Genomic DNA, 21,355 nt, shown 5'->3' with positions numbered 1-21,355 from the left:
CGCGGAGAGGGTGCGTCAAGCTACGCCGATTGGCGGCGGCACGTTGGCGGCGTACCAGTCGCGGATCGGGTCGAGCGCCGCGTGCGCCAGCGACCGGTGCAAATAGTCCCAGATGCGGGGCTGGTGCTTGAGGTAGTGCGGCTTGCCGTCGCGGCGGTTGAGGCGGGCGAAGGTGCCGAGCAGGCGGGTGTTGCGCTGGGCCGACATGATGGCGTAGTGCGCGCTGAATTCATCCGCGTCGAACTCCGTCGACGCAGCCTGCCGTGCGGCGATGTAGCGCTCTCGCAGCGCCTGCTCGATCTCCGCTGCGACGTCGATGCGGGCGTCCTGCGCCAGTGAGACGACGTCGTAGGCCGGTGGTCCCATCACCGCATCCTGGAAATCGATCACGCCCACGCGCGCGATGCCGGCGCGCGCCGGCAGCCACAGCAGATTCGGCGAATGATAGTCGCGGATCACCCAGGTCGGTTTGGCGGCCAGCGGCGCCTCCAGCAGCTCGCGCCACAGCTCCAGGAATTCGCCGCGCAGCACCTGTGACGGCTGCACGCCGCGATCGGGCAGGTACCATTCGAGCATCAGGCCGATCTCGATCAGCATCGCGTCGACGTCGAAGGTCGGGACCTCGTAGGTGACCTGTGGCGCCAACGGCAGCACGGATGGTACGTCCTGCGCATGCAGCGCCGCCAGGAGGTCCGTCGCGGCCTCGTAGCGCTCCACGATCGGCTGCGGCGGCTCGCCTTCGATCACGCCCTCGCGGCCGAGATCCTCGGTGACGAGAAAGCCGTGGTCAAGATCGGCATCGTTGATCTTCGGCGCCGAGATGCCGCGCGCGCGCAAGGCAGCGGCGATCGCGACGAAGGGACGGACGTCCTCCGCCAGATGGACGGCGCCGCTATAAGGCTTGCCGTTGTAGATCGCCGGGCCGTCGGGCCGCTTCGGCGAGTTCATCAGGATGAAGACGCGCTCGCCCTTGTAGAGGCGCGCATAGGAGCGGGTCGAGGCGTCGCCGGCCATGCGCTCGCGGCGCGATTTCGTGTGGCCGGCTTCAGCGAGGAATTCGCGCAAGGCCTTCAGCCGGGCGACGACCGCGCGGGCCTTGCCGATGCCGGTGATCTCCGCGCTGCGCGCCGTGTCGCCGTCGGATGCATCGTGGCGCAGCGCGATGTCGATGCGGTCGTGCGGCAGGGCGTTGCCGGCGCGCTCCGGCCATTCGATCAGCACGACGGTCGCCTCGGGCAATGGCGACAGCCCGATCTCCTCCAGCTCGGAGGCATCGCTGATGCGGTAGAGATCGGCATGCACCAGCGGGAAGCTCGGCAGATCGTAGCTCTGCGCCAGGGTGAAGGTCGGGCTCGGCACCTCCAGCTCGGCGTCGTCGGCGAGGTAGCGGATCATGGCCCGCGCCGCCGCGGTCTTGCCGGCGCCGAGATCGCCCGTGAGCGTGATCAGCGCGCCCGGGCCGATCAGGAGCGCGAGGTCGGCCATCAAAGCGGCGGTTGCGGTCTCGTCCGCGAGCGTCGTGGTGAATGTCAGCTGGTCCGTCATTCCGCGGCGGTGCGTTGCGCGACGTGGTCGGTCGGGAAATCACAGGTGACGGTGGTGCCCTTGCCGACCACCGAATCCATCCGCACCTTGCCGCCATGCAGCTCGACGAAGGAGCGTACCAATGACAGGCCAAGCCCGGCGCCGCGATGGCGCGAGCCTTGCGAGCGGCTGACGAACCAGTCGAACATCTGGTCCTTCAGGTCGGGCGGAATGCCGGGGCCGGAATCGGTGACCGAGAAGGCGACGCTGTGATCGGTGCGGCGGGCGCTGACCACGACCGTCGAATCCTGCGGCGAGAAGCCGACGGCATTGGCGAGCAGATTGTAGAGCACCTGCACGACGCGACGCTCGTCGCCGACGAAGGTGCCGACATTGGCATCGACCGCCACCTTCAGCCGGATGCGGTCGGTGGCGAGGCGGTCCTGCACCCCTTCGGCCGCGGCCTCGATCGCCTTGGCGGCATCGACCGGGCCGAGCTCGAGCTTCATCGCGCCGGCATCGATGGTGGCGAGGTCGAGAATGTTGTTGGTCAGCGCCAGCAGTGCGTTGGTCGATTTGGTGACGTAGTCAAGATATTCGGCCTGTTTCGGCGTCAGCGGGCCCGTCGACGGATCGGACAGGAAATGCGCGAAGCCGATGATCGTCGTCAGTGGGGCGCGCAGCTCGTAGGACACGTGATGGACGAAGTCGATCTTCATCTGTCCGGCGGCTTCGAGCGCGTCGTTGCTTTCGCGCAGCGCACGCTCGACATTCTCGGTGTCGGTGATGTCCTGGAAGGTGAGCATGGTGGCACCGTCGGGCAAGGGACGGCTGAGGCAGTCCAGCACGCTGCCGTCCTTGCGCTCCAGCTTCAGCGCAATGTCGAGCCGGTTCTCGATCGAGGTGATGGCCTCGCGGATGGTGCGCCAGGCGACCGCGTCGTCGTAAATGGCACGGCACCAGGATTCGACGGCGTCGATGTGCGGATGCTCGCGCAAGGACTCCGGCGACAACCGCCACATCCGCGCGAAGGCCGGATTGAACAGCTCGACGCGGCCGTTCGAGCCGAACACCGCGACGCCCTCGGCGAGGCTGTCGAGCGTCTCGCGCTGGACCCGGATCAGGCCGTCATAGCGGCGGGCGAGCGCGAAGCTCTCGGTGACGTCGTCGAACAGATAGGTGACGCCGCCTTCGGGATTGGGCGTCGTGACCACCGACAGGGCGCGGCCGTCGGGCAGGAACCAGGTGTCCTTGGCGGCCTCGACGGCGCGATAGGCCTCGTGCAGCTTGACCTTCCAGGCGCGGAAATCGGCCTGCTCCGGCAGCTTGCGCGAGGCGCGGAGACGATCGAGCACCGAAGAGTCGTCGGGCTGGCCGTCGAGAAACGCCGGGTCGAGATCCCAGAGGCGGCGATAGGAGTCGTTGTAGAAGGCGAGCCGCCGCTGGCCGTCGAACACGGCGACGCCCGAGGACAGCTGGTCGAGCGTGCGCCGGTGTGCTTCCCGCATCCGCACCACGGCCGCGTCGAGCGCCGCCGCCTCGCTGGCATCGATGGCGACCCCGGCGCTGCCATTGCCGAGCGCGAAGGCGCGGACGTCGTGCATGCGGCGCTCGCCGCCGGTCACGATCGGCAGCCGGCCCTCGAAGCGGCCGCCGGCACCGAGCGCGCGCTGAAGATCGGTGCGGTCGGCGGAGTCGAGCAGCTCGAGATTGCGGCTGATCGCATCCGGCACGTCGCGCGCATCGGCGGCGCGGGCGTAGGCGGGGTTGACGTAGGTGAGCGCACCATTGGCCTGGCGGGCCCAGATCGGCCATGGCAGCGCGGAGGCGAGCGCGCGCAGCGACTCCGTCTCCTCGCCGAGCGCCTTGAACCGCAGCTGCGTCTCGGCGAGCTCGCGGCGCAGCCCGGACAGCTCACGGATGCGCACGATGGCCTGGCCGCCGATGGCGCGGCCCATCGCCTCGATCGCATGGCCATGCGAGGTGGTGAGGTGCATGCTGAAGCCTTCGCCGGCTTCGCGCAGGCCGTCCACGGCACGGTCGAGCTGTAGCGCCGGCTCTGGCGGCAGCCAGGTTCCAAAGGCGAGGATGCGGTGCGGCTGGTCCTGTGGCACCAGCAGTGCGGTGTCGCCGGAGATCTGCGGGCGGTGACCGCCGGCCGGCCAGGCGATCAGGATCTGCGGCTCGGCAAACAACAACGCGCGATAGCGATCGGCCTGCAATTGCAGCTCGGCGACATCGGCGCGCAGCCGCGCTTGCCTGCGGCCGGCCGCGAGCCGTGTGCGCACCAATGCAATGGCGGCGACCACGGAGAAGCCGAGCAACGCCAGCATCGCCGTGACCTCGGCGATGTCCTGACGGCTCAGCTCGAACAGCGTCGTGATCGCATCCGCCGGCACGCCGTCGCCTGCGAAGCCCGGTGTTGCCGGCGCAAGCGCGGTCGCAGCGAGACCTAACAGGCCCTTGCGCGCGAGTGACGTGCACGACAGCAGCGTCTGACGCATCACCACGATCACGCCCGACATATTTGCCCCAAACCGCACGAAGTTCCGCGCCGCGCCGATCGCATCGACCGCGCCGTTTCACGAATCAATCAACCATAACCGCTTCGGGACTCCAGCGGTAAGAGTCCAGACCGTGAACGATGGTTGCCCTCCAGTAAAATGCGTCTGCCGATCGACTCTTTCGAGTCGGAACAATGGCAGGCCCCGTAGTTCAACGGCCCGTGGAGCCGAAGCCGCCGCTGCCGCGCACAGTGGTCGACAGCGTCGTTGCAGCACGCAGCTCGGCGCGCACGACGGAGGCGATCACCAACTGCGCGATGCGCTCACCGCGGTTGATGGTGAACGGTGCCATGCCGTGATTGATCAGCAGCACGCAGATCTCGCCGCGATAGTCCGCATCGACCGTGCCCGGCGCATTCAACACGGTGACGCCATGGCGCGCGGCGAGCCCGGAGCGCGGCCGCACCTGGGCCTCGTAGCCGTCGGGCAGTGCGATCGACAGTCCCGTCGGCACCATCGCGTGGCGGCCTGACGCAAGGACGAGCGGTGCCTCGGCGGGAACCGCGGCGAGCAGATCCATTCCGGCAGCATGGGCGGTCTGATAGGCCGGCAGCGGCAGGCCTTCGCCATGCGGAAGGATCTGAACGTCGATGCTGATCGTCTGTGTCACGCGGGCGGTCCCATTGGCTTGGTGAGTTCCTTGTTGAGTTTCTTGGCGATCTCGGCGACCAGAGCGGTCGCGACCTCGTCCTTGGTCATGATCGGCCAGGACGCGACATGGACGCCGTCGGCGCCCTTGGTCAAGAGATGCACGGTGTTGCGGTCGCCGCCCATCACGCCGGTCGCGGGCGAGACGTCGTTGGCGACGATCCAGTCGCAGCCCTTGCGCGCGAATTTGGCCTTGGCGTTGTCGATCAGATGTTCGGTCTCGGCGGCGAAGCCGATCACGAGTCCTGGCCGTTTCTCCCCGAGCTTGGAGATGGTGGCGAGGATGTCGGGATTCTCGGTCAGCTGCAGCGGCGGGATCGCCTTGCCCGTCTTCTTCAGCTTCTGGCCACCTTCATGGGCGACGCGCCAGTCGGCGACCGCCGCGGCGAAGATCGCGACGTCGGCGGGCAGCTCGGCCTCGACGGCCTCCAGCATCTGCCGCGCCGACTCGACATGGGTGACGCTGACGCCCTTGGGGTCGGCAAGCTCGACCGGTCCAGCGATCAGTCGCACGTCGGCGCCGACGGCTTGCGCTGCGGCTGCGATCGCAAAGCCCTGCTTGCCGGAGGAGCGGTTGGCGATGTAGCGCACCGGGTCGATCGGCTCATGCGTCGGCCCTGCGGTGATCAGCACGCGGCGGCCGGCGAGCGGGCGCGGCACAGGCGGCTTCAGCATCGCGACCACGGCGTCCGCGATCTCGATGGCCTCGGCCATGCGGCCGATTCCGGCCTCGCCCCTCTCGGCCATCTCGCCGGCATTGGGGCCGATCATGTGGACGCCATCGCGCTGCAACGTCGCAGCGTTGCGGCGGGTCGCCGGGTTGCTCCACATCATAGGGTTCATCGCCGGCGCCAGCAGGATCGGTCGGCTCGCGGCGAGCAGGATGGCGCTGGCGAGGTCGTCGGCGGCGCCATGGGCCATCTTCGACATCAGGTCGGCGGTCGCCGGCGCGACGACGATGAGGTCGCAGTCGCGCGCGAGGCGGATGTGGCCGACGTCGAACTCGCTGCGCGCGTCGAACAGGTCGGTGAAGACGCGGTCGCCCGACAACGCTGACGCGGCGAGTTCGGTCACGAACTGCGTCGCCGCCTTGGTCAGCACGCAGCGGACGTGGATATGGCGCTCCTTGAGCCGCCGGATCAGGTCGAGCGACTTGTAGGCCGCAATGCCGCCGCCGATGATCAGGGTGACACGGGCTTCGCGGGCGGCGCCGGGCTGAGGGAAGCCGGGCTCAGGCAGAGCGGCCGGAGGTGGGGCTGTTGCTGGCGGCTCGGACGGATCGACTGGCTCAATGAGCGCCCGCAGGATGACCCGGACTTCCTCCTCGACGGAACGCTTGTTCTGCGCCGAGCGCAGCCGGAGATAGGTCTTCAGCGAGTCGTCCAGCTTGCGGATGGTCAGGCTCGCCATGACCGCCTCCCCGGCATTGTCGTTGTGAAGGCAATGCTAGCACAAAATGAATGCAGTGCAATCACTCTACCGCCCGCAGACCAGACGCCGCCTGCCCGCCGATGTTGCTGCAACTACCGCCGTCATGCCCGCGAAGGCGGGCATCCAGTCCGCCGAGGCCCATCGATTCGTCCACAACGGCCGCGGCGTACTGGATCGCCCGGTCAAGCCGGGCGATGACAGCCGGGGCTGTGGCGGCGCTGCTTGTTGATGGCTGCTACGTCACAGCCTGAGCACCGCAAACAGGATCCCGATGAACGTCAGCGCGATCACCCAGAGGGCGATGGCGCGCCAGCGGCTCTTTTTGCCTTCGGTGCGGCCCATGGCGGCAATGGTTTCGGGTGACAGACGGAGGCCGTCGCGGGTCATGGTCTCCATGTGCTCGAGCACGGCGGCCGCGCGGGCGGCGAGCAGCGGCAGGGTCGCGGTCAGCCGGGCCAGCTCGCCGATGCCGGTGACGGCACCCTCGATCCGGCCGATCGGCCCGAGATTGCGCTCGATCCATTCGCGCACCACGGGGTCGGCGACCTTCCAGATGTCGAGCTTGGGGTCGAAGCCGCGCGCGACGCCTTCGACCACCACCATGGTCTTCTGCAGCAGGATCAGCTCGGGCCGGGTGCGCATGTCGAACAGGCCGGTGACCTCGAGCAGCAGGGTCAGCAGCTTGGCCATGGAGATTTCTTCGGCCGTGCGGTTGTGGATCGGCTCGCCTATGGCGCGGATGGCTTGCGCGAAATTCTCCACCGAATGATGCGGCGGCACGTAGCCGGCCTCGAAATGCACTTCGGCGACGCGGCGATAATCGCGGGTGATGAAGCCGAGCAGGATCTCGGCCAGGAAGCGCCGCTCCTTCATGCCGAGCCGGCCCATGATGCCGAAATCGACCGCAACCAGCCGTCCCTGCTTGTCCAGGAACAGATTGCCCGGATGCATGTCGGCGTGGAAGAAGCCGTCGCGCAAAGCGTGGCGCAGGAAGCTCTGGATCACCTTGCGGCCGACCTCGGGCAGATCGACATTGGCCTCGGCGAGCCGGGCGTGGTCGTTCAGCGCGATGCCGTCGATCCACTCCATCGTCAGCACGGTGTTGGCGGTGCGATCCCAGTCCACCGTGGGGACGCGGAAGTCCGGGTCGTCCTTGATGTTCTCCGCCATCTCGGAGAGCGCCGCGGCCTCCAGCCGGAGGTCCATCTCCATCGCGACCGAGCGCGACATCGTGTTGATGACCTCGACCAGGCGCAAGCGACGCGCCTCCGACGAATGCGCCTCGGCATTCTCGGCGACGAAGAAGAAATCGGAGAGGTCACGACGGAAGCGCGCGGCGACGTTCGGCCGGAGCACCTTGACTGCGACGGCCGTACGGATGCCGTCGCGCTCGACCTCGCCGCGATGCACCTGTGCGATCGAGGCGGCGGCGACCGGCGGTCCGAGGTGCGTGAACAGCTGGCTGATCGGACGTTCGAGCGCGGTCGCGATGACCGCTTCGGCCTCGGCCTGCGGGAACGGCGGCAGCCGGTCCTGCAGGGATTCGAGATCGCGCGCCATGATGACGCCGACGACGTCCGGCCGGGTCGCCAGGAACTGGCCGAGCTTGAGATAGGCCGGTCCCATCCGTTCCAGTGCGCGCGATAATCTGGGTCCGGACTTGGCGCCGGGACGTTCGACCAGTCGCGCCAACTTTAGCGCGAGTTGGCCCGGCGGTGGCGCCAGGCTCGGATCGACGGCGCCGAACACGCCCTCGCGCGCGAACACGAAGGCGGCCCGGGCGAGCCGCGTAATATGAGTGAGTGCAGAGATCACAAACGCCAGCCGGAATGAAGCGCGACGATGCCGCCGGAGAGGGTCTGCCAGGACACGCGGGAGAAGCCGGCGGCCGAAATCATCTCGGCGTAGGCGCTGGGCCGCGGAAACTGGCGGATCGATTCGACGAGATAGCGGTAGGACTCGGCGTCGCCGGTGACGGCGCGGCCGAGCTGCGGGATCACGTTGAAGGAGAACAGGTCGTAGAGCTTGTCGAGCCCGGGCATCTCGACGGTGGAGAACTCCAGGCACAGAAACCGGCCGCCATGCTTGAGCACGCGGTGCGCCTCGGCGAGCGCGAGCTCGATCTGCGGCACGTTGCGGATGCCGAACGCGATGGTGTAGGCGTCGAACGAGCGGTCGGGGAAGGCGAGCTTTTCGGCATTGCCCTCGACGAACGAGACCTTGTCATCGAGATATTGCTTCAGCGCGCGCTGGCGGCCGACCTCGAGCATGTCGCCATTGATGTCGCAGACGGTCGCGTGAAAGCCTGAGCCGGCCCTCTTCGCGGCGCGGAAGGAGATGTCGCCGGTGCCGCCCGCGACGTCGAGCAGCGCGAACGGCGCATCGCTCTTCGGCGGGTTCAGCGTGTTGATCATGATGTCCTTCCAGACGCGGTGCAGTCCGCCGGACATCAGGTCGTTCATCAGGTCGTAGCGCGAGGCCACGCTGTGAAACACGTCGTTCACCAGCGTCTGCTTTTCGCCCAGAGGCACATCTCTGAAGCCGAAATGAGTGGTTTGGTCCGGCTGATCCATCACCCTTACTCCGATACGGCACCATAGCGCCGGTGCGGCCAAGGCGCTATCACGTCAGCCGGACAAGGTGAATGGTCGCAGGACGCAAAAGGTGAAATGAACAGGCATGCCTGAGCTGCCCGAAGTCGAGACCGTCCGGCGCGGGTTGCAGCCGGTCATGGAGGGGGCCAAGATCGTCATCGCCGAGACTCGGCGCGGCGATTTGAGGTTTCCGTTCCAGCCCGATTTTGCGAAGCGCCTGCAGGGCCAGACCGTCACCGGGCTCGGTCGGCGCGCGAAATATCTGCTGGCCGATCTCGGCTCCGGCGACGTGCTGCTGATGCATCTGGGCATGTCAGGCTCGTTCCGGGTGATCAAGCCTGAGCACGAGGAGACGCCAGGCGAGTTTCACTACCCGCGCGGCAAGGACAGCGTGCACGACCATGTCGTGTTTCACATGTCGTCCGGCGCCGACATCGTGTTCAACGATCCGCGCCGCTTCGGCTTCATGAAGATCATCGCGCGCGGCGACATCGAGGCCGAGCCGCATCTCAGGGGCCTCGGACCCGAGCCGCTCGGCAATGAATTCGATGCAGGGATGCTGGCGCGCGCCTGCGCCAACAAGAAGACCAGCCTGAAGGCGGCGCTGCTCGACCAGCGCGTCGTCGCCGGCCTCGGCAACATCTATGTCTGCGAGGCGCTGTTCCGCGCGCATCTGTCGCCGCGACGTCTGGCCGCGACGCTGGCGACCAAAAAGGGTGAGCCCACGGATCATGCCAGGCGGCTGGTGGAGGCGATCCACACCGTGCTCAACGAGGCCATCCGCGCCGGCGGCTCGTCGTTGCGCGATCACCGCCAGACATCAGGCGAACTCGGCTATTTTCAGCATTCGTTTCAGGTCTATGACCGCGAGGGCGAGCCGTGCCGGACGGATGGCTGCGAGGGCGTGGTGAAGCGCTTCGTGCAGAACGGGCGGTCGACCTTCTGGTGTCCGAAGTGCCAGAAGTGATGGAGTGGCCGACGAGCCGGTCCGGCCGGCCGCCCGGTCTGCTTGTGACGGACGGGGGTGGGCGTATACTGCCGCCATGGCTGTCAGCTCGCCCGATCTGAAAGCATTCCTGCTCGCCACGCCGTTCTTCGGCGGCTTGTCGGACGCGAGCCTCGATCTGCTGATCTCGATGCTGGTCGAGCGCCACTTCGACAGCGGCGCCATTGTCGTCGCGGAAGGCGAGTCGGGCCGCTCGATGTTCGTCGTGCACAGCGGCACGCTGGAGGTCAGCGAGCGCCTGGAGACCGGGGCCGCGATCCATATGTCTGGTCTCGAGTCCGGAGATTTCTTCGGCGAGATGACCTTGCTCGACATGCAGAACCGATCGGCCACGGTGGTCGCGCAGACGCCGACCCTGCTGTACGAGCTGACCGCGCAGAAGCTGTATGCCTTCTACAAGGCGGACATCCACGCCTATGTGATCGTGCTGCAGAACATCAATCGCGAGCTATGCCGGCGCCTGCGCCGCGCCGACGCGCGCATCAAGCGGCTGGAGGTGCGGGAGGCCGGGCCGCGGTAGGCTTGCAGGTCATGAGTGGCCTCGCGCGGCCGCGCGATCCGGCAAACAGAATCGGTGCTCGATTTTTGCGCCCGCGGTGACGCCGATCGCGCTACAGGCAGGCGTCCCAGGAGAGACTCATCTCGTTCAGCGGCGGCGCGCCGGCGTTGGTCATCTGGGAATGCGCCTCGGCTCCTGCCGTGCGCAGTGCATGGCATGTGTCGCCTTGGGCCAGCCGCTGTTCGATCCATTGCCAAAGCAGCCGGATCTCCTCGGCCGATTTGCCGTCATCATTGAATTCCGTGACGCCCAATCCCGCGGCGAGGGCATCCTGATGATCGTTGCGCAGGGTGATCAGCGGCTTGGCGATGATGTCGGCGAGATCGCGATCGCCCTGGCTCAGCGCATTCGCCGCCTCGCTCGCGCGCTGCCCCCGATGCGGCGCCTGGTTGAGCACGAAGGCGAAGCGGCGGCCGCTGCTGCGGATGATCTTCACCGTGGGCGCAGCAGCAACGATGTCCGCAACGCACGGACGCGCCGGCACGAGGCACAGATCGGCCTGATCGATCGCGGCGCGCATCAGCGCGTTGATGCCGCTCGATGTGTCGATGACGGCAAGCGTGACGCCGCCGCGGGCGAGAGCATCCAGGCGGCGGCCGAGATCCGAGGGCTGATGGATCGGTTCGACGAGGGGCTCGGCCAGTCCGCGCCGGCTCTGCCAATAGGACAGCGTGCCCTGCGGATCGGTCTCGATCACGCGCACCGTCTCGCCGGCCTGCTGCGCGGCAACCGCGAGGCTCATCGCCAGCGTACTCTTGCCGCTGCCGCCCTTCTGCGTGGCCAATACGATCGTGCGTATCATGCGACCCCTTGCTCGTCCGCAAAAGCCGACTGCAGACCACCGCAACGGGAGCACCGTTCGAACGGTCGGCGGAATTGCTGCCGATCGGCCGCCTGTGAGCGGATCGAATCGAGCGCCGTCGCTCGAATCGCAAGCTTTTACGTCCACGAGCGACTATGACATTCGTGCGACGATTGTAAATGTCGGATAGCGGGCGTAGCGCAGCAAAGCTGATAGTTGTGCCGAATTGGTCATATCGACGCATGGCGTTCGCCGACGCACACGCCTAACGCAAACGGCCACTCGCTTGGCGAGCAGCCGTTCGGCAGCGAATGATTTGCGTGAGCTCCGAGCGCGCCGGCGGCCGAGCAGGCAGCGGCTACAACCCCGCCTTCCAGTTGATGCCGTTGTCGGCCCAGGTCGGATAGGCTCGGGTCGTCGGCAGCTTGGCGTCTTCGGCTGATGGCGTCAGCATGATCGGGAATTCGACCTCGGCGTGCTCGCCGGCTTCCTTGAGTTCGCCGGCCTCGTGCATGACGTGGTCACCGGCGAGCTTGCCGGCGGTCCAGCGCCACAGGCTGCGGATCTCCTGCGCGGACTTGCCGTCGGTATCGAACTCGCAGACGCCGAGGCCGGCGGCGAGCGCGTCCTGGTGGTCGTTGCGCATCATGATGAAGGGCTGCGCCAGCACCTCAGCGATGTCGCGCGGCGCATCGCTGTCGAGCGCGGTGGTCGCATCGGTGATGCGGTGGCCGCCACGGATCGGCGCCTGATTGAGCACGAATGCGAATGGCTTGCGCCAGGCTTTGATGACGCTCAGCGTCGGCGCCGTGGCCTCGATGTCGGCAACGCTCGGACGCGCCGGGATCAGGCAAAGGTCGCAATAACGGATCGCGGCGGTGGTGGATGCCGTGATGCCGCTCCCGGTGTCGATCACGCAGACGGTCACGCCATCGATGGCCAGCGCTTCGAGTCGCGGCTCGATCATCTTCGCGTCATAGATGGCTTCGACGATCGGCTCGCCGGTCGTGCGGCGCGCCTGCCATTTTGACAGCGTACCCTGACGGTCGGTCTCGATCACGCGCACCTTGTGGCCGGCCTGCTGGGCCGCCACGGCCAGACCAATAGCCAGCGTGCTCTTGCCGCTGCCGCCCTTCTGCGTGGCCAAAACGATCGTGTACATCGGGAGACAGTCCTTCGGATGTTGACGGAACTTATGAGAACGCCAAAGCTGAGTGCATCGCGATTACGCGGTGCAGAGCTATTCTCGCTCAGGACAGTCCCGGCCCGATCCAACTAACGAAGAGGGATCGCGGTGGTCCGAATCAGCACGCCGACAGAAACTGTTCGAACTATCCCACGCTCGGCCTGTGCTTGCACAGACCGGTTGACTACGGCGGGAGCCGTTCCGAGTTGATAGCAAGGTGCTAGGAAGTTGAGCGGCAGCGAGCCGCGGGCGAGCGCTCGGCATCGTCGAGCATCATCCCATGCAGTCGCGATGCTGCACGTCAGATCCTCGCCGGCCGTCGTCGGGCCCTTAATTTTTTGTAAAATGACATGCTTAATTTTGCGTAAACGGTCGCCGCGCCGCAACGTGCGCAACGTTCCGGCATTTGGCAGAGATCGTCGGCGTCGCGCGCTACTTGCGCACGCAGATCACGCGAACGGCCGCGGTCTTGGCGTCGAGCGAGCTGCCGTCGGGCTTGACGCCGTTCGCCGCGAGGAAGGCGCGGGTGTTTTCGGCGCTGACCATCACCACCTGTGACGACGGGACGAAGGCCGAGCCGGCGAGAACTCCCGGCTTGAGCAGAGTGACGCCGACGAACCTGCCCTCGCCGTCGAGCGCCGCAGCGCCGGAGAAGCCGAGTCCGGGAGCCGGCGCCAGCGAGGCGTCGCCCTGGCCTCCGGCGGCGAGCTGCGCCTTGACGGTGCTGATCGCAGCACCGCCGCCCTGGCTCTGCGGATCGGCGATGCCGATGATGTCGACCGACGATTTCGCACTGCCGCCCGAGAGCGCCAGCGGCTTCAGGCCGCGTGCGCCATAGATGCGCAGCAGCGCCAGCCCGTGTTCCTTGTCCTCGGCCACGCGCTCGGCATGACCGAAGCCGGGAACGGTGATCGCCACGCAGCCATCGGTGACCTCGCGATCCCCGATGATGGCGCCGTCCTGGCTCACGATGATTCCGGTGCCGTAGTCGACGCTGCGCCGTGGCGCCGGCTGCGCGGCCAATGCCGCGGGAAAGGCCGTGAAGGCGCTCGACATCGCGATCACAACCGGCTCGACCGTGTTCTCGGTGGCCTGATCGTAGAGGATGGTCAGGATGCGCACCTCGTCGCCCCGAAAGGTGCCGCGGATGTAGAATTTCTTCAGGTTCTGCAGCCCGGACAGCACGAAGAAGTCGGGCTTCACCACGCTGTAGTCGACGGTGCGGCCGGGCTCCTTCTTCTCGCGGTCGGCCAGCGCCGCGGTGGTCGGATTAACCTCCTTGCGGCGTGACAGCACGACCTGCACCGTGCCCGTCGGCGATGTCCATTTCGAGCCGTTGCCGTCGCTTGTCTGTTGCGGCACCAGCTTGGTGGGGATGCCGAGCCGTGCGCCGCTGACCGGTTCGGTCACGAGCTTCCAGCCGACGCCCTCCTGCTTGCGGCGCGCGGTGTCGGCGAGCGTGGCGCGCTCCTGCGGATTCAGCACGCCGGTCGGCTTGCCGCCTATGAGCTTCTGGTATTCCTTGATCGCATTGACCATGCGCTCGCTGACGTCACCGGTGATCGCGCCGTTGTACTGGCCGACCCATGCGAGATCGGATTGCAGCGTCAGCCGCTCGACCTGTCCCATCGCGTTGGCGGTATCGGCCGGGGCCTGCACGCCCGGGCGCACGGTCTGGGTCGCGACGGGCTTGGGCTTGGCGCCGGGCAAGACGCCCTGTGTCGCTTGTGACGTCTGTGCCTGCGCCGACGCGCACGCGGCGATCGCGCAGATGAAGGTTGCCGTGCCCAGCCGTCTCATGACAAATCCCGATGCTCTTGCCGCTGACATAAATAAGCACATCTGCTTGGTCGGTCACAATCCGGCGAGGGTTCAGTGTGGAGAGACGCGGTCTCCATGAGGGGCCGACAGCGATGCGGCAGAAGGACGTCTGTAACGATGCTGAGCGACGAGGAACTGGAGCGCTATGCCCGCCACATCGTGCTGCGCGATGTCGGCGGCCCCGGTCAGGCGGCACTGAAGCGCGCGTCGGTGCTGGTGATCGGCGCAGGCGGGCTCGGGGCGCCGGTGTTGATGTATCTCGCCGCCGCCGGTGTCGGCACGATCGGCGTGGTCGACGATGACGTGGTGTCGCTGTCGAATCTGCAGCGCCAGATCATCCACGCGACGCCTGATATCGGCAGGCCCAAGGTCGACAGCGCGGCCGAGCGCATCAACGCGCTCAATCCGCACGTTTCGGTCGTTACGCATCGGACATGGCTCAATGCCGACAACGCGCTCGATCTGATCGGCGGCTATGATCTCGTGCTCGATGGCTCCGACAATTTCGACACCCGCTATCTCGTCTCCGATGCCTGCTTCCTGGCCGCGAGGCCGCTGATATCAGGCGCGCTCGGCACCTTCGATGCGTCGCTGACGACGATCCGCGCGCATGAGACCAACGAGAAGGGCGAATTCAATCCGACCTATCGCTGCCTGTTCCCCGAGCCGCCGCCGCCCGGCACGGTGCCGGCTTGTGCAGAGGCCGGCGTGATGGGCGCGCTCGCCGGCATGCTCGGCTCGATGATGGCGCTGGAGGCCATCCGCGAGATCGTCGGCTTCGGCGAGAGTCTGGTCGGCCGGCTGCTGATGCTGGACGCGCGCACGATGCGCTTCGAGACGCTGCGCTATGGCCGGGATCCGGCCAATCCGCTCAATGGCGACGGGCCGGTGATTGCGGATCTGGGCGCACACAAAAAGCAGTGATGTGGCGAGTACCGCGCCAGATCCTCCGCTGTCGTCCCTGCGAACGCATGCGTTCGCAGGGACGACACTGTGGGTGAGGCTCGCTACATACTCTACCGCGTACTGCGCCCCGCTTCAGGCCGCTCTCAAGCCCGCGACCTTCGCTCGCTGTCCATGTGCGCGAGCTGCGCGTCCGCATAGCGCTCACCTGCGGCGACGCCGGGCGGAAACGCCTTGTCGAGCGCGGCGAGCTGCACCTCGGTGAGCTTCACATGGAGCGCGCCCAGCGCCTCGTCGAGGCGATCGCGGCGGCGGGCGCCGACCAGGGGTACGATGTCGTTGCCTTGCGCGGCCACCCAGGCGATCGCGACCTGTGCCGGCGTGGCGCCGACATTCTCGGCAATGCTGCGTAGCGCATCCACGAGAGTGAGATTGCGGTCGAGATTGTCGCCCTGAAAACGTGGCGCGTGGCCGCGAAAGTCTGCCGCATTGGCGCGGTCTTTCGACCAGTGCCCGCTGATCAGCCCGCGCGACAGCACGCCATAGGCGGTGATGCCGATGCCGAGCTCGCGGCAGGTCTTCAGGATGTCGCTCTCGATGCCGCGCGAGATCAGCGAATATTCGATCTGCAGATCCGCGATCGGGTGCACCTTGTGCGCCCGGCGGATCGTTTCCGAACCCACTTCGGACAGGCCGATATGCCTGATGTAGCCGGCCTGCTTCAGCTCGGCCATGGCGCCGATGGTCTCCTCGATCGGCACGCTCGGATCGAGCCGGGCGGGACGGTAGATGTCGATGGCGTCGACGCCGAGCCGCTGCAGCGAGTAGGACAGGAAGGTTCTGACGGCAGCCGGCCGGCTGTCATAGCCCAGCCAGCTTTTGTCCGGCCCGCGCAACGCGCCGAATTTCACCGAGATCTGGACGTTGCGCGGACCGGCCGAGGCGAGCGCCTCGCGGATCAGCATCTCGTTGTGGCCCATGCCGTAGAAATCGCCGGTGTCGAGCAGCGTGATGCCGGCGTCGAGCGCGGCATGGATGGTGGCGATGCTCTCGGACCGGTCGGTCGGGCCATAGAAGTCCGACATCCCCATGCAGCCCAATCCGAGGACCGAGACGCCGGGGCCGGTCGAGCCGAGTTGACGGGTTTCCATGATCGATCTCCTTTGCTGGCACGGCGGCCTCCAGACCGCCCGAACAACGCGGATATCGGTTCGTTTCCGCAATTCGATAAGCTGGACAATTCCGAATGGACTGTTCAACATATCGAACAATGAACGAGCCAGACCTCCGCGATTTCCAGGCCTTCGCCGCCGTGGCCCGCAGCGGCAATTTCCGCCGTGCTGCGCGCGAGCAGGGGCTCGCGGTGTCCAGCCTCAGTCAGCGGCTGAAGGAGCTGGAGCAGCGGCTCGGTGTACGGCTGCTCAACCGGACCACCAGGAGCGTCGGCCTGACACAAGCGGGCGAGGTGCTGCTGGCGCGGCTCGAGCCTGCGCTGGCCGAAATCGCAGCGGCGATCGATCAGGTGCGCGGCCTGCAGCAGGTCGCGGCGGGGCGCCTGCGCATCAACGCGCCGCCGCCTGCGGTCGACCTGGTGCTGGCCCCGATGGTGGCGCCGTTCCTCAGCGCCCATCCGCGGATCGAGCTCGAGATCGTCGCCGACAGCGGCTTCGTCGACATCGTGCAGGGCGGCTTCGATGCCGGGGTGCGCTATGGCGAGCATCTGGCGCAGGACATGATCGCGGTGCCCTTGGGCGAGGCCCAGCGCTACGCCATCGTCGCCTCGCCGCAATATGTTGCGCAGCATGGCCGCCCGATTCATCCGCGCGACTTGCTGCGCCACGCCTGCATCCGCACCCGCTTCTCCTCTGGGGCGATGCTGGATTGGGAATTCGAGAAAGACGGGCAGGTGGTCATGATCGCGCCGCCGGCCCGCCTGATCGCGGTCCAACTCGGACTGGCACTCCGCGCCGCCTGTGACGGGCTCGGCTACTGGGCGACCTTCGAAGGGCATGTGCGCGAGGACGTGGCTGCAGGCCGTCTCGTCAGCGTGTTGGAAGACTGGTGCCCACCATTCCCGGGGCCCTATCTGTATTACCCGAGCCGTCGCCACCCGCCGCCAGCGCTGGCGGCGTTCGTGGCGTTCGTCGGCGAGTGGCGGAGGCGGGCGGGTACAGCGGTCACGCTTTGATGGGTGCGGGCCCGCCACAAACTCGGCTGTCATCCCGGATTTCAATGAGGTGCACGGAACGAGCCGTCTGCCCATTCCGGACATCACGCGGTATCGGTCCCTGCGTTCGCACTAGGGTTTCTACACGGTTTGGAGGGCTCTGCCGGCGACGAGGATTTGGAAGCGACTCATTCCGTTGTGGAAGGTGATGGGCCCGGGAGGCCGATGGGAGGCGTAGCCGGTCCATCCGCCGAGTTTGGCGATGATCCATGCCGCCCACGCGAGTGTTTGGGCAGGATGAGGGTTTTCCTGAAGCTTGGTCCTGCCCTTCATCGTCTTGTTGATGGCCGCCAGGGCCTTCATTTCTTCCGGAGTGAAGGCGCATTCGATCGGCAGTTGTTGACCGCCGTTGCGAGCCTGAACGAGCTGAATGACGATGCAGGCTGCTTTGGTGGCGATGGCCACGAGCTTGATCAGGGCCTGGGCGCTTTCGAGCTGGCTGTCCTCGATCTGCAACCCTTGGGTCTTCAGCGAGCGGAAGAGCTGTTCGATGATCCAGCGCTGCTTGTACCAGGAGACGATCTGCCAAGCGTCGGACGCCTTGGCGATCGAATGAGTGGTCAAGAGCAGCCAATGAACGGCCTCAGCCCCTTTCGGAGGATGCAATTCGACGACTTCCACGAAGCTGACTTCGACGCGCTCCGGCAGGCCCTTCACGCCGGGGCGCGCCGGCCGCTTGAGCTCGGCCGTTCCGAACCGCAGCGAGAGCTGAGCTTGGCGGGCGCGGCGATCCATGCGCTGCGGCAGGTCGATCATCGCCTTGTCGCAGAAGCGCGCTCGCTCCACCGCCTGGTAGAGTGTGCTGCCATCGGCCAGCGCATGATCGTGCATGGCTCGCGTCAGCAGGTGGACGTTGTCTCCCGGCGTCAAAGCCCAATGCGCAAAGAACTCCCCTTCGCGATCATTGACGACGGTGATCATGCGTGCGGCAGCGAGAACGTCACAGGCCTGTTCGGCGGTCGTCACCCAGCGCGCCGATTCCTTGTCGGCCAACTCCCGCTGGTCGTGAGGCACCTTCACCTTGCCCCGGCGCGTCCACACCTTGCCGCCGGTGAGACCGAGGCAGGCGCCGCTGTCGGCATCGACCGCCAACATCGCATGCAACAGCACGCCACGGGCATTGCCTTTGCCGACCTCGCCCAGTCCGCGCCGCCGCCCCTTCCGCGTCTGGAACTTGACCTCGCTGGTGTCCTGGATCGCCAGCACATGCCGCCCCGCGACCACAGTCGCCGTCTGCCGGCTCCAGCCTTCAATCAGCCGATCGATCGTGACTTGCGGATTGTTCACAAACCGCCAGTACGCCATGTACGCGGCCCAGTCACCCTGCGCCATCCGGCGCAGGCAGACGCTGCGCGTGCAAAGCATAGCCTGGACGAACGCTGCCCCCTTTTATCGAGGCGAACGTCGCCAAACTCCCCCAGTGACAGATCCGGCTCTCGCTCCATCTCCGATGCTCCCTTGAATCAAGCATCGGAGATGGAATCATACAACCCGCAAAGACGGCACAACATCATGACTTCCCGAGTCAATCTGTCGCGCCAGACGTGTAGAAACCTTAGTGCGTTCGCAGGGACGATACCTTTTGCAAAGCTAAGGGCTCGGCCTACAGCATACTCGGCAGCACGCGGTCCGGCGGACGGTGGTTGTCGAGGAAGGTCTTGATGTTGATGATGACCTTCTCGCCCATCTCGACGCGCCCCTCGATCGTGGCCGAGCCCATGTGCGGCAGCAAGGTCACCTTGCCGGCTTTCGCAAGCCGCACCAGGCGCGGATTGACCGCCGGCTCATGCTCGAACACGTCGAGGCCGGCGCCGGCGACGTCGCCGGCTTCGATCAGCCGCGTCAACGTCTCCTCGTCGATCACCTCGCCGCGCGCGGTGTTGACGATGTAGGCATCCTTCCGGATCAGCTTGAGGCGGCGCGCCGACAAGAGATGGAACGTCGCCGGCGTGTGCGGACAGTTCACCGAGATGATGTCCATCCGCGCCAGCATCTGGTCGAGGCTTTCCCAGTAGGTGGCGCCGAGCTCATCGGCGATGACCGGGGCGACGGGGCGGCGGTTGTGATAGTGGATCTGCAGGCCGAAGGCGCGGGCGCGCCGCGCCACCGCCTGGCCGATGCGGCCCATGCCGATGATGCCGAGGCGCTTGCCGCCGATGCGGTGGCCGAGCATCCATGTCGGCGACCAGCCCGCCCAGTTCTTACCCTCGGTGAGAACAGAGGCGCCCTCGATCAGCCGCCGCGGCACGGCGAGGATCAGCGCCATCGTCATGTCGGCGGTGTCCTCGGTCAGGACCTTCGGCGTGTTGGTGACGGTGATGCCGCGCGCCACCGCCGCCGCGACGTCGATATTGTCGACGCCGTTGCCGAAGTTGGCGATCATGCGCAGCTTGCAGTCGGGCTGATTGAGGATGTCGGCGGTGATGTGGTCGGTGACCGTCGGAACCAGCACCTCCGCGGTGCGGACCGCATCCGCGAGTTGCTCCTGACTCAACGGCTCGTCGTCGAGATTGAGCCTGGCGTCGAACAGCTCGCGCATCCGGGTCTCGACCGAGTCCGGCAGCTTGCGTGTCACCACGACGAGGGGCTTTTTCCTACCTGACATGTGCTGCTCTCATGAGATCCTTCAGACCTCATTAACCGGGTTCGCCGAAACTACCGTCGTCGCCTGAGCCGGGCGCTTCCCTGGACTGGTCGTGTCGGATCTCGCGGTGGGGCCGATCCGTCCCTGACAGGGTTACGCGAGCGATTCTCAGGCGCTTCCTGGCCGCTTGTGTTGGGTCCTGTCTAGCAGAAGGCCGGGCCAAGACAAGAAGCCAGCGGCGGGTGTGGACTGGCGCTTTCGGCAAGCTCTCTCTGTGCACGAAGGGGGGCAGCCGGGCGGTTCGATGGGGATCGGGCGAAGGATCGCAACGCAATCCGCAAAGCAGACCGGGGGCGCGTCGATCCTTTCGAGGGAGAGTGAGTTGAGTACATTGGCGTTGGGGCGTTTCGGTGCAATCGTGGTGCTGCTGGTCTGTCTGTTCGACGTTGCCGTCGGCAGGGGCGTTGCGGCGAAGGATTCGGTTCTCACCACCAGCGGCCTGCCGGTGCCGCGCTATGTCAGCCTGAAATCCGACCATGTGAACGTCCGCGCCGGTCCGACCAAGGACAATGACGTGGCCTGGGTCTATACGCGCTCGGGCCTGCCTGTCGAAATCACGGCCGAATATGAGAACTGGCGCCGGGTGCGCGATTCCGAAGGGTCCGAGGGCTGGGTCTATCACTCGCTGCTGTCCGGACGCCGCACCGCGGTCGTGACGATGAAGAACAAGGACGATCTCGCCGCGGTCTATGAGGGCGCCAGTCCGTCCAGCGCCGTCACGGCGCGGCTGCAGGCCGGGGTGATTGCCCAGGTCAAGAAGTGCAGCGGCGGCTGGTGCCGCGTGCTCGGCAATGGCTTCGAGGGCTGGATCGAGCAGCAGCGGCTGTGGGGCGTCTATTCCGACGAGCAGGTCAACTGACGCCGTAGGTCCGTGAAGGCGGCGTGAGCCGCGATGCTGACGTGCTGCCGACATGAAAATGCCCGCGGGAGACGCGGGCACCATCCGGCGCAAATTTTTTTCGGCTCAGCGCTTCTTGCGCAGCCGGACCACCATGTCGATCCGGGCGATCTCGTAACCTTCCGGCGCCTCCGGCAGCTTCGACAGCGCCAGATGCTGATCCGGAATGTCGACCAGCTCGTGGTTGTTCTCGAGATAGAAGTGGTGATGGGCGGTGACGTTGGTATCGAAGTACGTCTTGGTGCCGTCGACGCTGACCTGGCGCAGCAGACCTGCGTCGGTGAGCTGATTCAGCGTATTGTAGACGGTGGCCAGCGACACCGGAACCTTGGCCAGCGTCGCTTCCTCGTAGAGCATTTCGGCCGTCAGATGCCGTGCGCCCTTGCCGAACAGCAGCCAGCCCAGCGCCATGCGCTGACGGGTCGGGCGCAAGCCCGCCGTCTGCAGCATTTCGTTGACGTCGTGCCAAGGGCAGCCGTTCAGCGCAGGCTGCCGCCCGGTCCCCAGCCCTTCCGGACTGGCCCGGTCATGACCACTCATCGAAGCGT

Annotated in this window: 18 protein-coding genes; 5 read left to right on the top strand and 13 right to left on the bottom strand. The window is 66.5% G+C overall.

The window, feature by feature from the left end; translation table 11 throughout:
* Window positions 1-15: 15 nt before the first annotated feature.
* The 6 genes from S58_RS00440 to ubiE all read right to left on the bottom strand — a co-directional run bounded on the left by S58_RS00440 (window position 16) and on the right by ubiE (window position 8,740).
* Entirely contained in the window at window positions 16-1,545 is a 1,530-nt protein-coding gene (locus tag S58_RS00440) for a bifunctional tRNA (adenosine(37)-N6)-threonylcarbamoyltransferase complex ATPase subunit type 1 TsaE/phosphotransferase (protein WP_015663250.1), read from the bottom strand.
* On the bottom strand, window positions 1,542-4,049 hold the full coding sequence (locus tag S58_RS00435; protein WP_015663249.1) for a sensor histidine kinase: 2,508 nt from the start codon (window positions 4,047-4,049) through the stop codon (window positions 1,542-1,544). Before S58_RS00435 ends, S58_RS00440 begins: the two co-directional genes overlap by 4 nt.
* Before the next feature lie 190 nt (window positions 4,050-4,239).
* Window positions 4,240-4,698 (bottom strand): dUTP diphosphatase, encoded by a 459-nt coding sequence (gene dut, locus S58_RS00430; RefSeq protein ID WP_015663248.1) that lies wholly within the window; start codon window positions 4,696-4,698, stop codon window positions 4,240-4,242.
* Complete coding sequence (gene coaBC / locus S58_RS00425) at window positions 4,695-6,146, bottom strand: bifunctional phosphopantothenoylcysteine decarboxylase/phosphopantothenate--cysteine ligase CoaBC (RefSeq protein WP_015663247.1); 1,452 nt, start codon at window positions 6,144-6,146, stop codon at window positions 4,695-4,697. The genes dut and coaBC overlap by 4 nt, the downstream gene beginning before the upstream one ends.
* A gap of 261 nt (window positions 6,147-6,407) precedes the next feature.
* Window positions 6,408-7,982 carry a 2-polyprenylphenol 6-hydroxylase gene (ubiB, locus tag S58_RS00420; RefSeq protein ID WP_015663246.1) on the bottom strand — a complete coding sequence of 525 codons (1,575 nt, stop codon included), beginning with the start codon at window positions 7,980-7,982 and terminating at the stop codon, window positions 6,408-6,410.
* Window positions 7,979-8,740, bottom strand: coding sequence for a bifunctional demethylmenaquinone methyltransferase/2-methoxy-6-polyprenyl-1,4-benzoquinol methylase UbiE (gene ubiE / locus S58_RS00415; RefSeq protein ID WP_015663245.1), 762 nt, complete (start codon window positions 8,738-8,740; stop codon window positions 7,979-7,981). The genes ubiB and ubiE overlap by 4 nt, the downstream gene beginning before the upstream one ends.
* A gap of 106 nt (window positions 8,741-8,846) precedes the next feature.
* On the opposite strand from ubiE, the gene mutM reads away from it, so the two are divergent.
* Together mutM and S58_RS00405 are read left to right on the top strand one after the other, a co-directional pair.
* Window positions 8,847-9,728, top strand: a complete 882-nt coding sequence (gene mutM, locus S58_RS00410) for a bifunctional DNA-formamidopyrimidine glycosylase/DNA-(apurinic or apyrimidinic site) lyase (protein WP_015663244.1) — start codon at window positions 8,847-8,849, stop codon at window positions 9,726-9,728.
* A gap of 76 nt (window positions 9,729-9,804) precedes the next feature.
* Window positions 9,805-10,287 (top strand): Crp/Fnr family transcriptional regulator, encoded by a 483-nt coding sequence (locus tag S58_RS00405; RefSeq protein WP_042338475.1) that lies wholly within the window; start codon window positions 9,805-9,807, stop codon window positions 10,285-10,287.
* Between the two features lie 91 nt (window positions 10,288-10,378).
* Here S58_RS00405 and S58_RS00400 read toward each other — a convergent pair whose 3' ends face one another.
* From S58_RS00400 to S58_RS00390, 3 genes are all read right to left on the bottom strand, one after another.
* Window positions 10,379-11,128: a nucleotide-binding protein gene (locus S58_RS00400; RefSeq protein WP_015663242.1), complete on the bottom strand. Its 750-nt coding sequence runs from the start codon at window positions 11,126-11,128 to the stop codon at window positions 10,379-10,381.
* A gap of 358 nt (window positions 11,129-11,486) precedes the next feature.
* Window positions 11,487-12,290: a ParA family protein gene (locus tag S58_RS00395; protein ID WP_015663241.1), complete on the bottom strand. Its 804-nt coding sequence runs from the start codon at window positions 12,288-12,290 to the stop codon at window positions 11,487-11,489.
* Window positions 12,291-12,746: 456 nt separating this feature from the next.
* Window positions 12,747-14,114 (bottom strand): serine protease, encoded by a 1,368-nt coding sequence (locus tag S58_RS00390; RefSeq protein WP_015663240.1) that lies wholly within the window; start codon window positions 14,112-14,114, stop codon window positions 12,747-12,749.
* Between the two features lie 138 nt (window positions 14,115-14,252).
* Here S58_RS00390 and S58_RS00385 point away from each other — a divergent pair, with 138 nt between their 5' ends.
* Complete coding sequence (locus S58_RS00385) at window positions 14,253-15,059, top strand: HesA/MoeB/ThiF family protein (RefSeq protein ID WP_015663239.1); 807 nt, start codon at window positions 14,253-14,255, stop codon at window positions 15,057-15,059.
* Between the two features lie 125 nt (window positions 15,060-15,184).
* Here the strand turns inward: S58_RS00385 and S58_RS00380 are convergent, their stop codons facing one another.
* The gene (locus S58_RS00380; protein WP_015663238.1) at window positions 15,185-16,189 is read right to left on the bottom strand and encodes an aldo/keto reductase; all 1,005 of its coding nucleotides are present in this window, start codon (window positions 16,187-16,189) and stop codon (window positions 15,185-15,187) included.
* Between the two features lie 119 nt (window positions 16,190-16,308).
* On the opposite strand from S58_RS00380, the gene S58_RS00375 reads away from it, so the two are divergent.
* Window positions 16,309-17,226, top strand: coding sequence for a LysR family transcriptional regulator (locus tag S58_RS00375; RefSeq protein ID WP_015663237.1), 918 nt, complete (start codon window positions 16,309-16,311; stop codon window positions 17,224-17,226).
* 120 nt (window positions 17,227-17,346) lie between these two features.
* Here S58_RS00375 and S58_RS00370 read toward each other — a convergent pair whose 3' ends face one another.
* Entirely contained in the window at window positions 17,347-18,597 is a 1,251-nt protein-coding gene (locus S58_RS00370; protein WP_244440677.1) for an IS4 family transposase, read from the bottom strand.
* A gap of 271 nt (window positions 18,598-18,868) precedes the next feature.
* Window positions 18,869-19,870 (bottom strand): 2-hydroxyacid dehydrogenase, encoded by a 1,002-nt coding sequence (locus tag S58_RS00365; protein ID WP_042338471.1) that lies wholly within the window; start codon window positions 19,868-19,870, stop codon window positions 18,869-18,871.
* 370 nt (window positions 19,871-20,240) lie between these two features.
* Between S58_RS00365 and S58_RS00360 the strand changes: the two genes are divergently transcribed.
* Window positions 20,241-20,768, top strand: a complete 528-nt coding sequence (locus S58_RS00360; protein WP_042338467.1) for an SH3 domain-containing protein — start codon at window positions 20,241-20,243, stop codon at window positions 20,766-20,768.
* A gap of 105 nt (window positions 20,769-20,873) precedes the next feature.
* Here the strand turns inward: S58_RS00360 and irrA are convergent, their stop codons facing one another.
* The gene (gene irrA, locus S58_RS00355) at window positions 20,874-21,347 is read right to left on the bottom strand and encodes an iron response transcriptional regulator IrrA (protein ID WP_042340464.1); all 474 of its coding nucleotides are present in this window, start codon (window positions 21,345-21,347) and stop codon (window positions 20,874-20,876) included.
* Between the last annotated feature and the right edge of the window lie 8 nt (window positions 21,348-21,355).

Source organism: Bradyrhizobium oligotrophicum S58, from assembly GCF_000344805.1.
Taxonomy (GTDB): domain Bacteria; phylum Pseudomonadota; class Alphaproteobacteria; order Rhizobiales; family Xanthobacteraceae; genus Bradyrhizobium; species Bradyrhizobium oligotrophicum.
This window is presented reverse-complemented; position numbering and strand designations above follow the sequence as displayed.

Bases quoted from the DNA above. Each gene is read 5' to 3' on its own strand.
- S58_RS00440 (WP_015663250.1), bottom strand. From the start codon at position 1,545: ATGACGGACCAGCTGACATTCACCACGACGCTCGCGGACGAGACCGCA.
- S58_RS00435 (WP_015663249.1), bottom strand. From the start codon at position 4,049: ATGTCGGGCGTGATCGTGGTGATGCGTCAGACGCTGCTGTCGTGCACG.
- coaBC (WP_015663247.1), bottom strand. From the start codon at position 6,146: ATGGCGAGCCTGACCATCCGCAAGCTGGACGACTCGCTGAAGACCTAT.
- ubiE (WP_015663245.1), bottom strand. From the start codon at position 8,740: ATGGATCAGCCGGACCAAACCACTCATTTCGGCTTCAGAGATGTGCCT.
- mutM (WP_015663244.1), top strand. From the start codon at position 8,847: ATGCCTGAGCTGCCCGAAGTCGAGACCGTCCGGCGCGGGTTGCAGCCG.
- S58_RS00405 (WP_042338475.1), top strand. From the start codon at position 9,805: ATGGCTGTCAGCTCGCCCGATCTGAAAGCATTCCTGCTCGCCACGCCG.
- S58_RS00400 (WP_015663242.1), bottom strand. From the start codon at position 11,128: ATGATACGCACGATCGTATTGGCCACGCAGAAGGGCGGCAGCGGCAAG.
- S58_RS00395 (WP_015663241.1), bottom strand. From the start codon at position 12,290: ATGTACACGATCGTTTTGGCCACGCAGAAGGGCGGCAGCGGCAAGAGC.
- S58_RS00390 (WP_015663240.1), bottom strand. From the start codon at position 14,114: ATGAGACGGCTGGGCACGGCAACCTTCATCTGCGCGATCGCCGCGTGC.
- S58_RS00385 (WP_015663239.1), top strand. From the start codon at position 14,253: ATGCTGAGCGACGAGGAACTGGAGCGCTATGCCCGCCACATCGTGCTG.
- S58_RS00380 (WP_015663238.1), bottom strand. From the start codon at position 16,189: ATGGAAACCCGTCAACTCGGCTCGACCGGCCCCGGCGTCTCGGTCCTC.
- S58_RS00375 (WP_015663237.1), top strand. From the start codon at position 16,309: ATGAACGAGCCAGACCTCCGCGATTTCCAGGCCTTCGCCGCCGTGGCC.
- S58_RS00370 (WP_244440677.1), bottom strand. From the start codon at position 18,597: ATGGCGCAGGGTGACTGGGCCGCGTACATGGCGTACTGGCGGTTTGTG.
- S58_RS00365 (WP_042338471.1), bottom strand. From the start codon at position 19,870: ATGTCAGGTAGGAAAAAGCCCCTCGTCGTGGTGACACGCAAGCTGCCG.
- irrA (WP_042340464.1), bottom strand. From the start codon at position 21,347: ATGAGTGGTCATGACCGGGCCAGTCCGGAAGGGCTGGGGACCGGGCGG.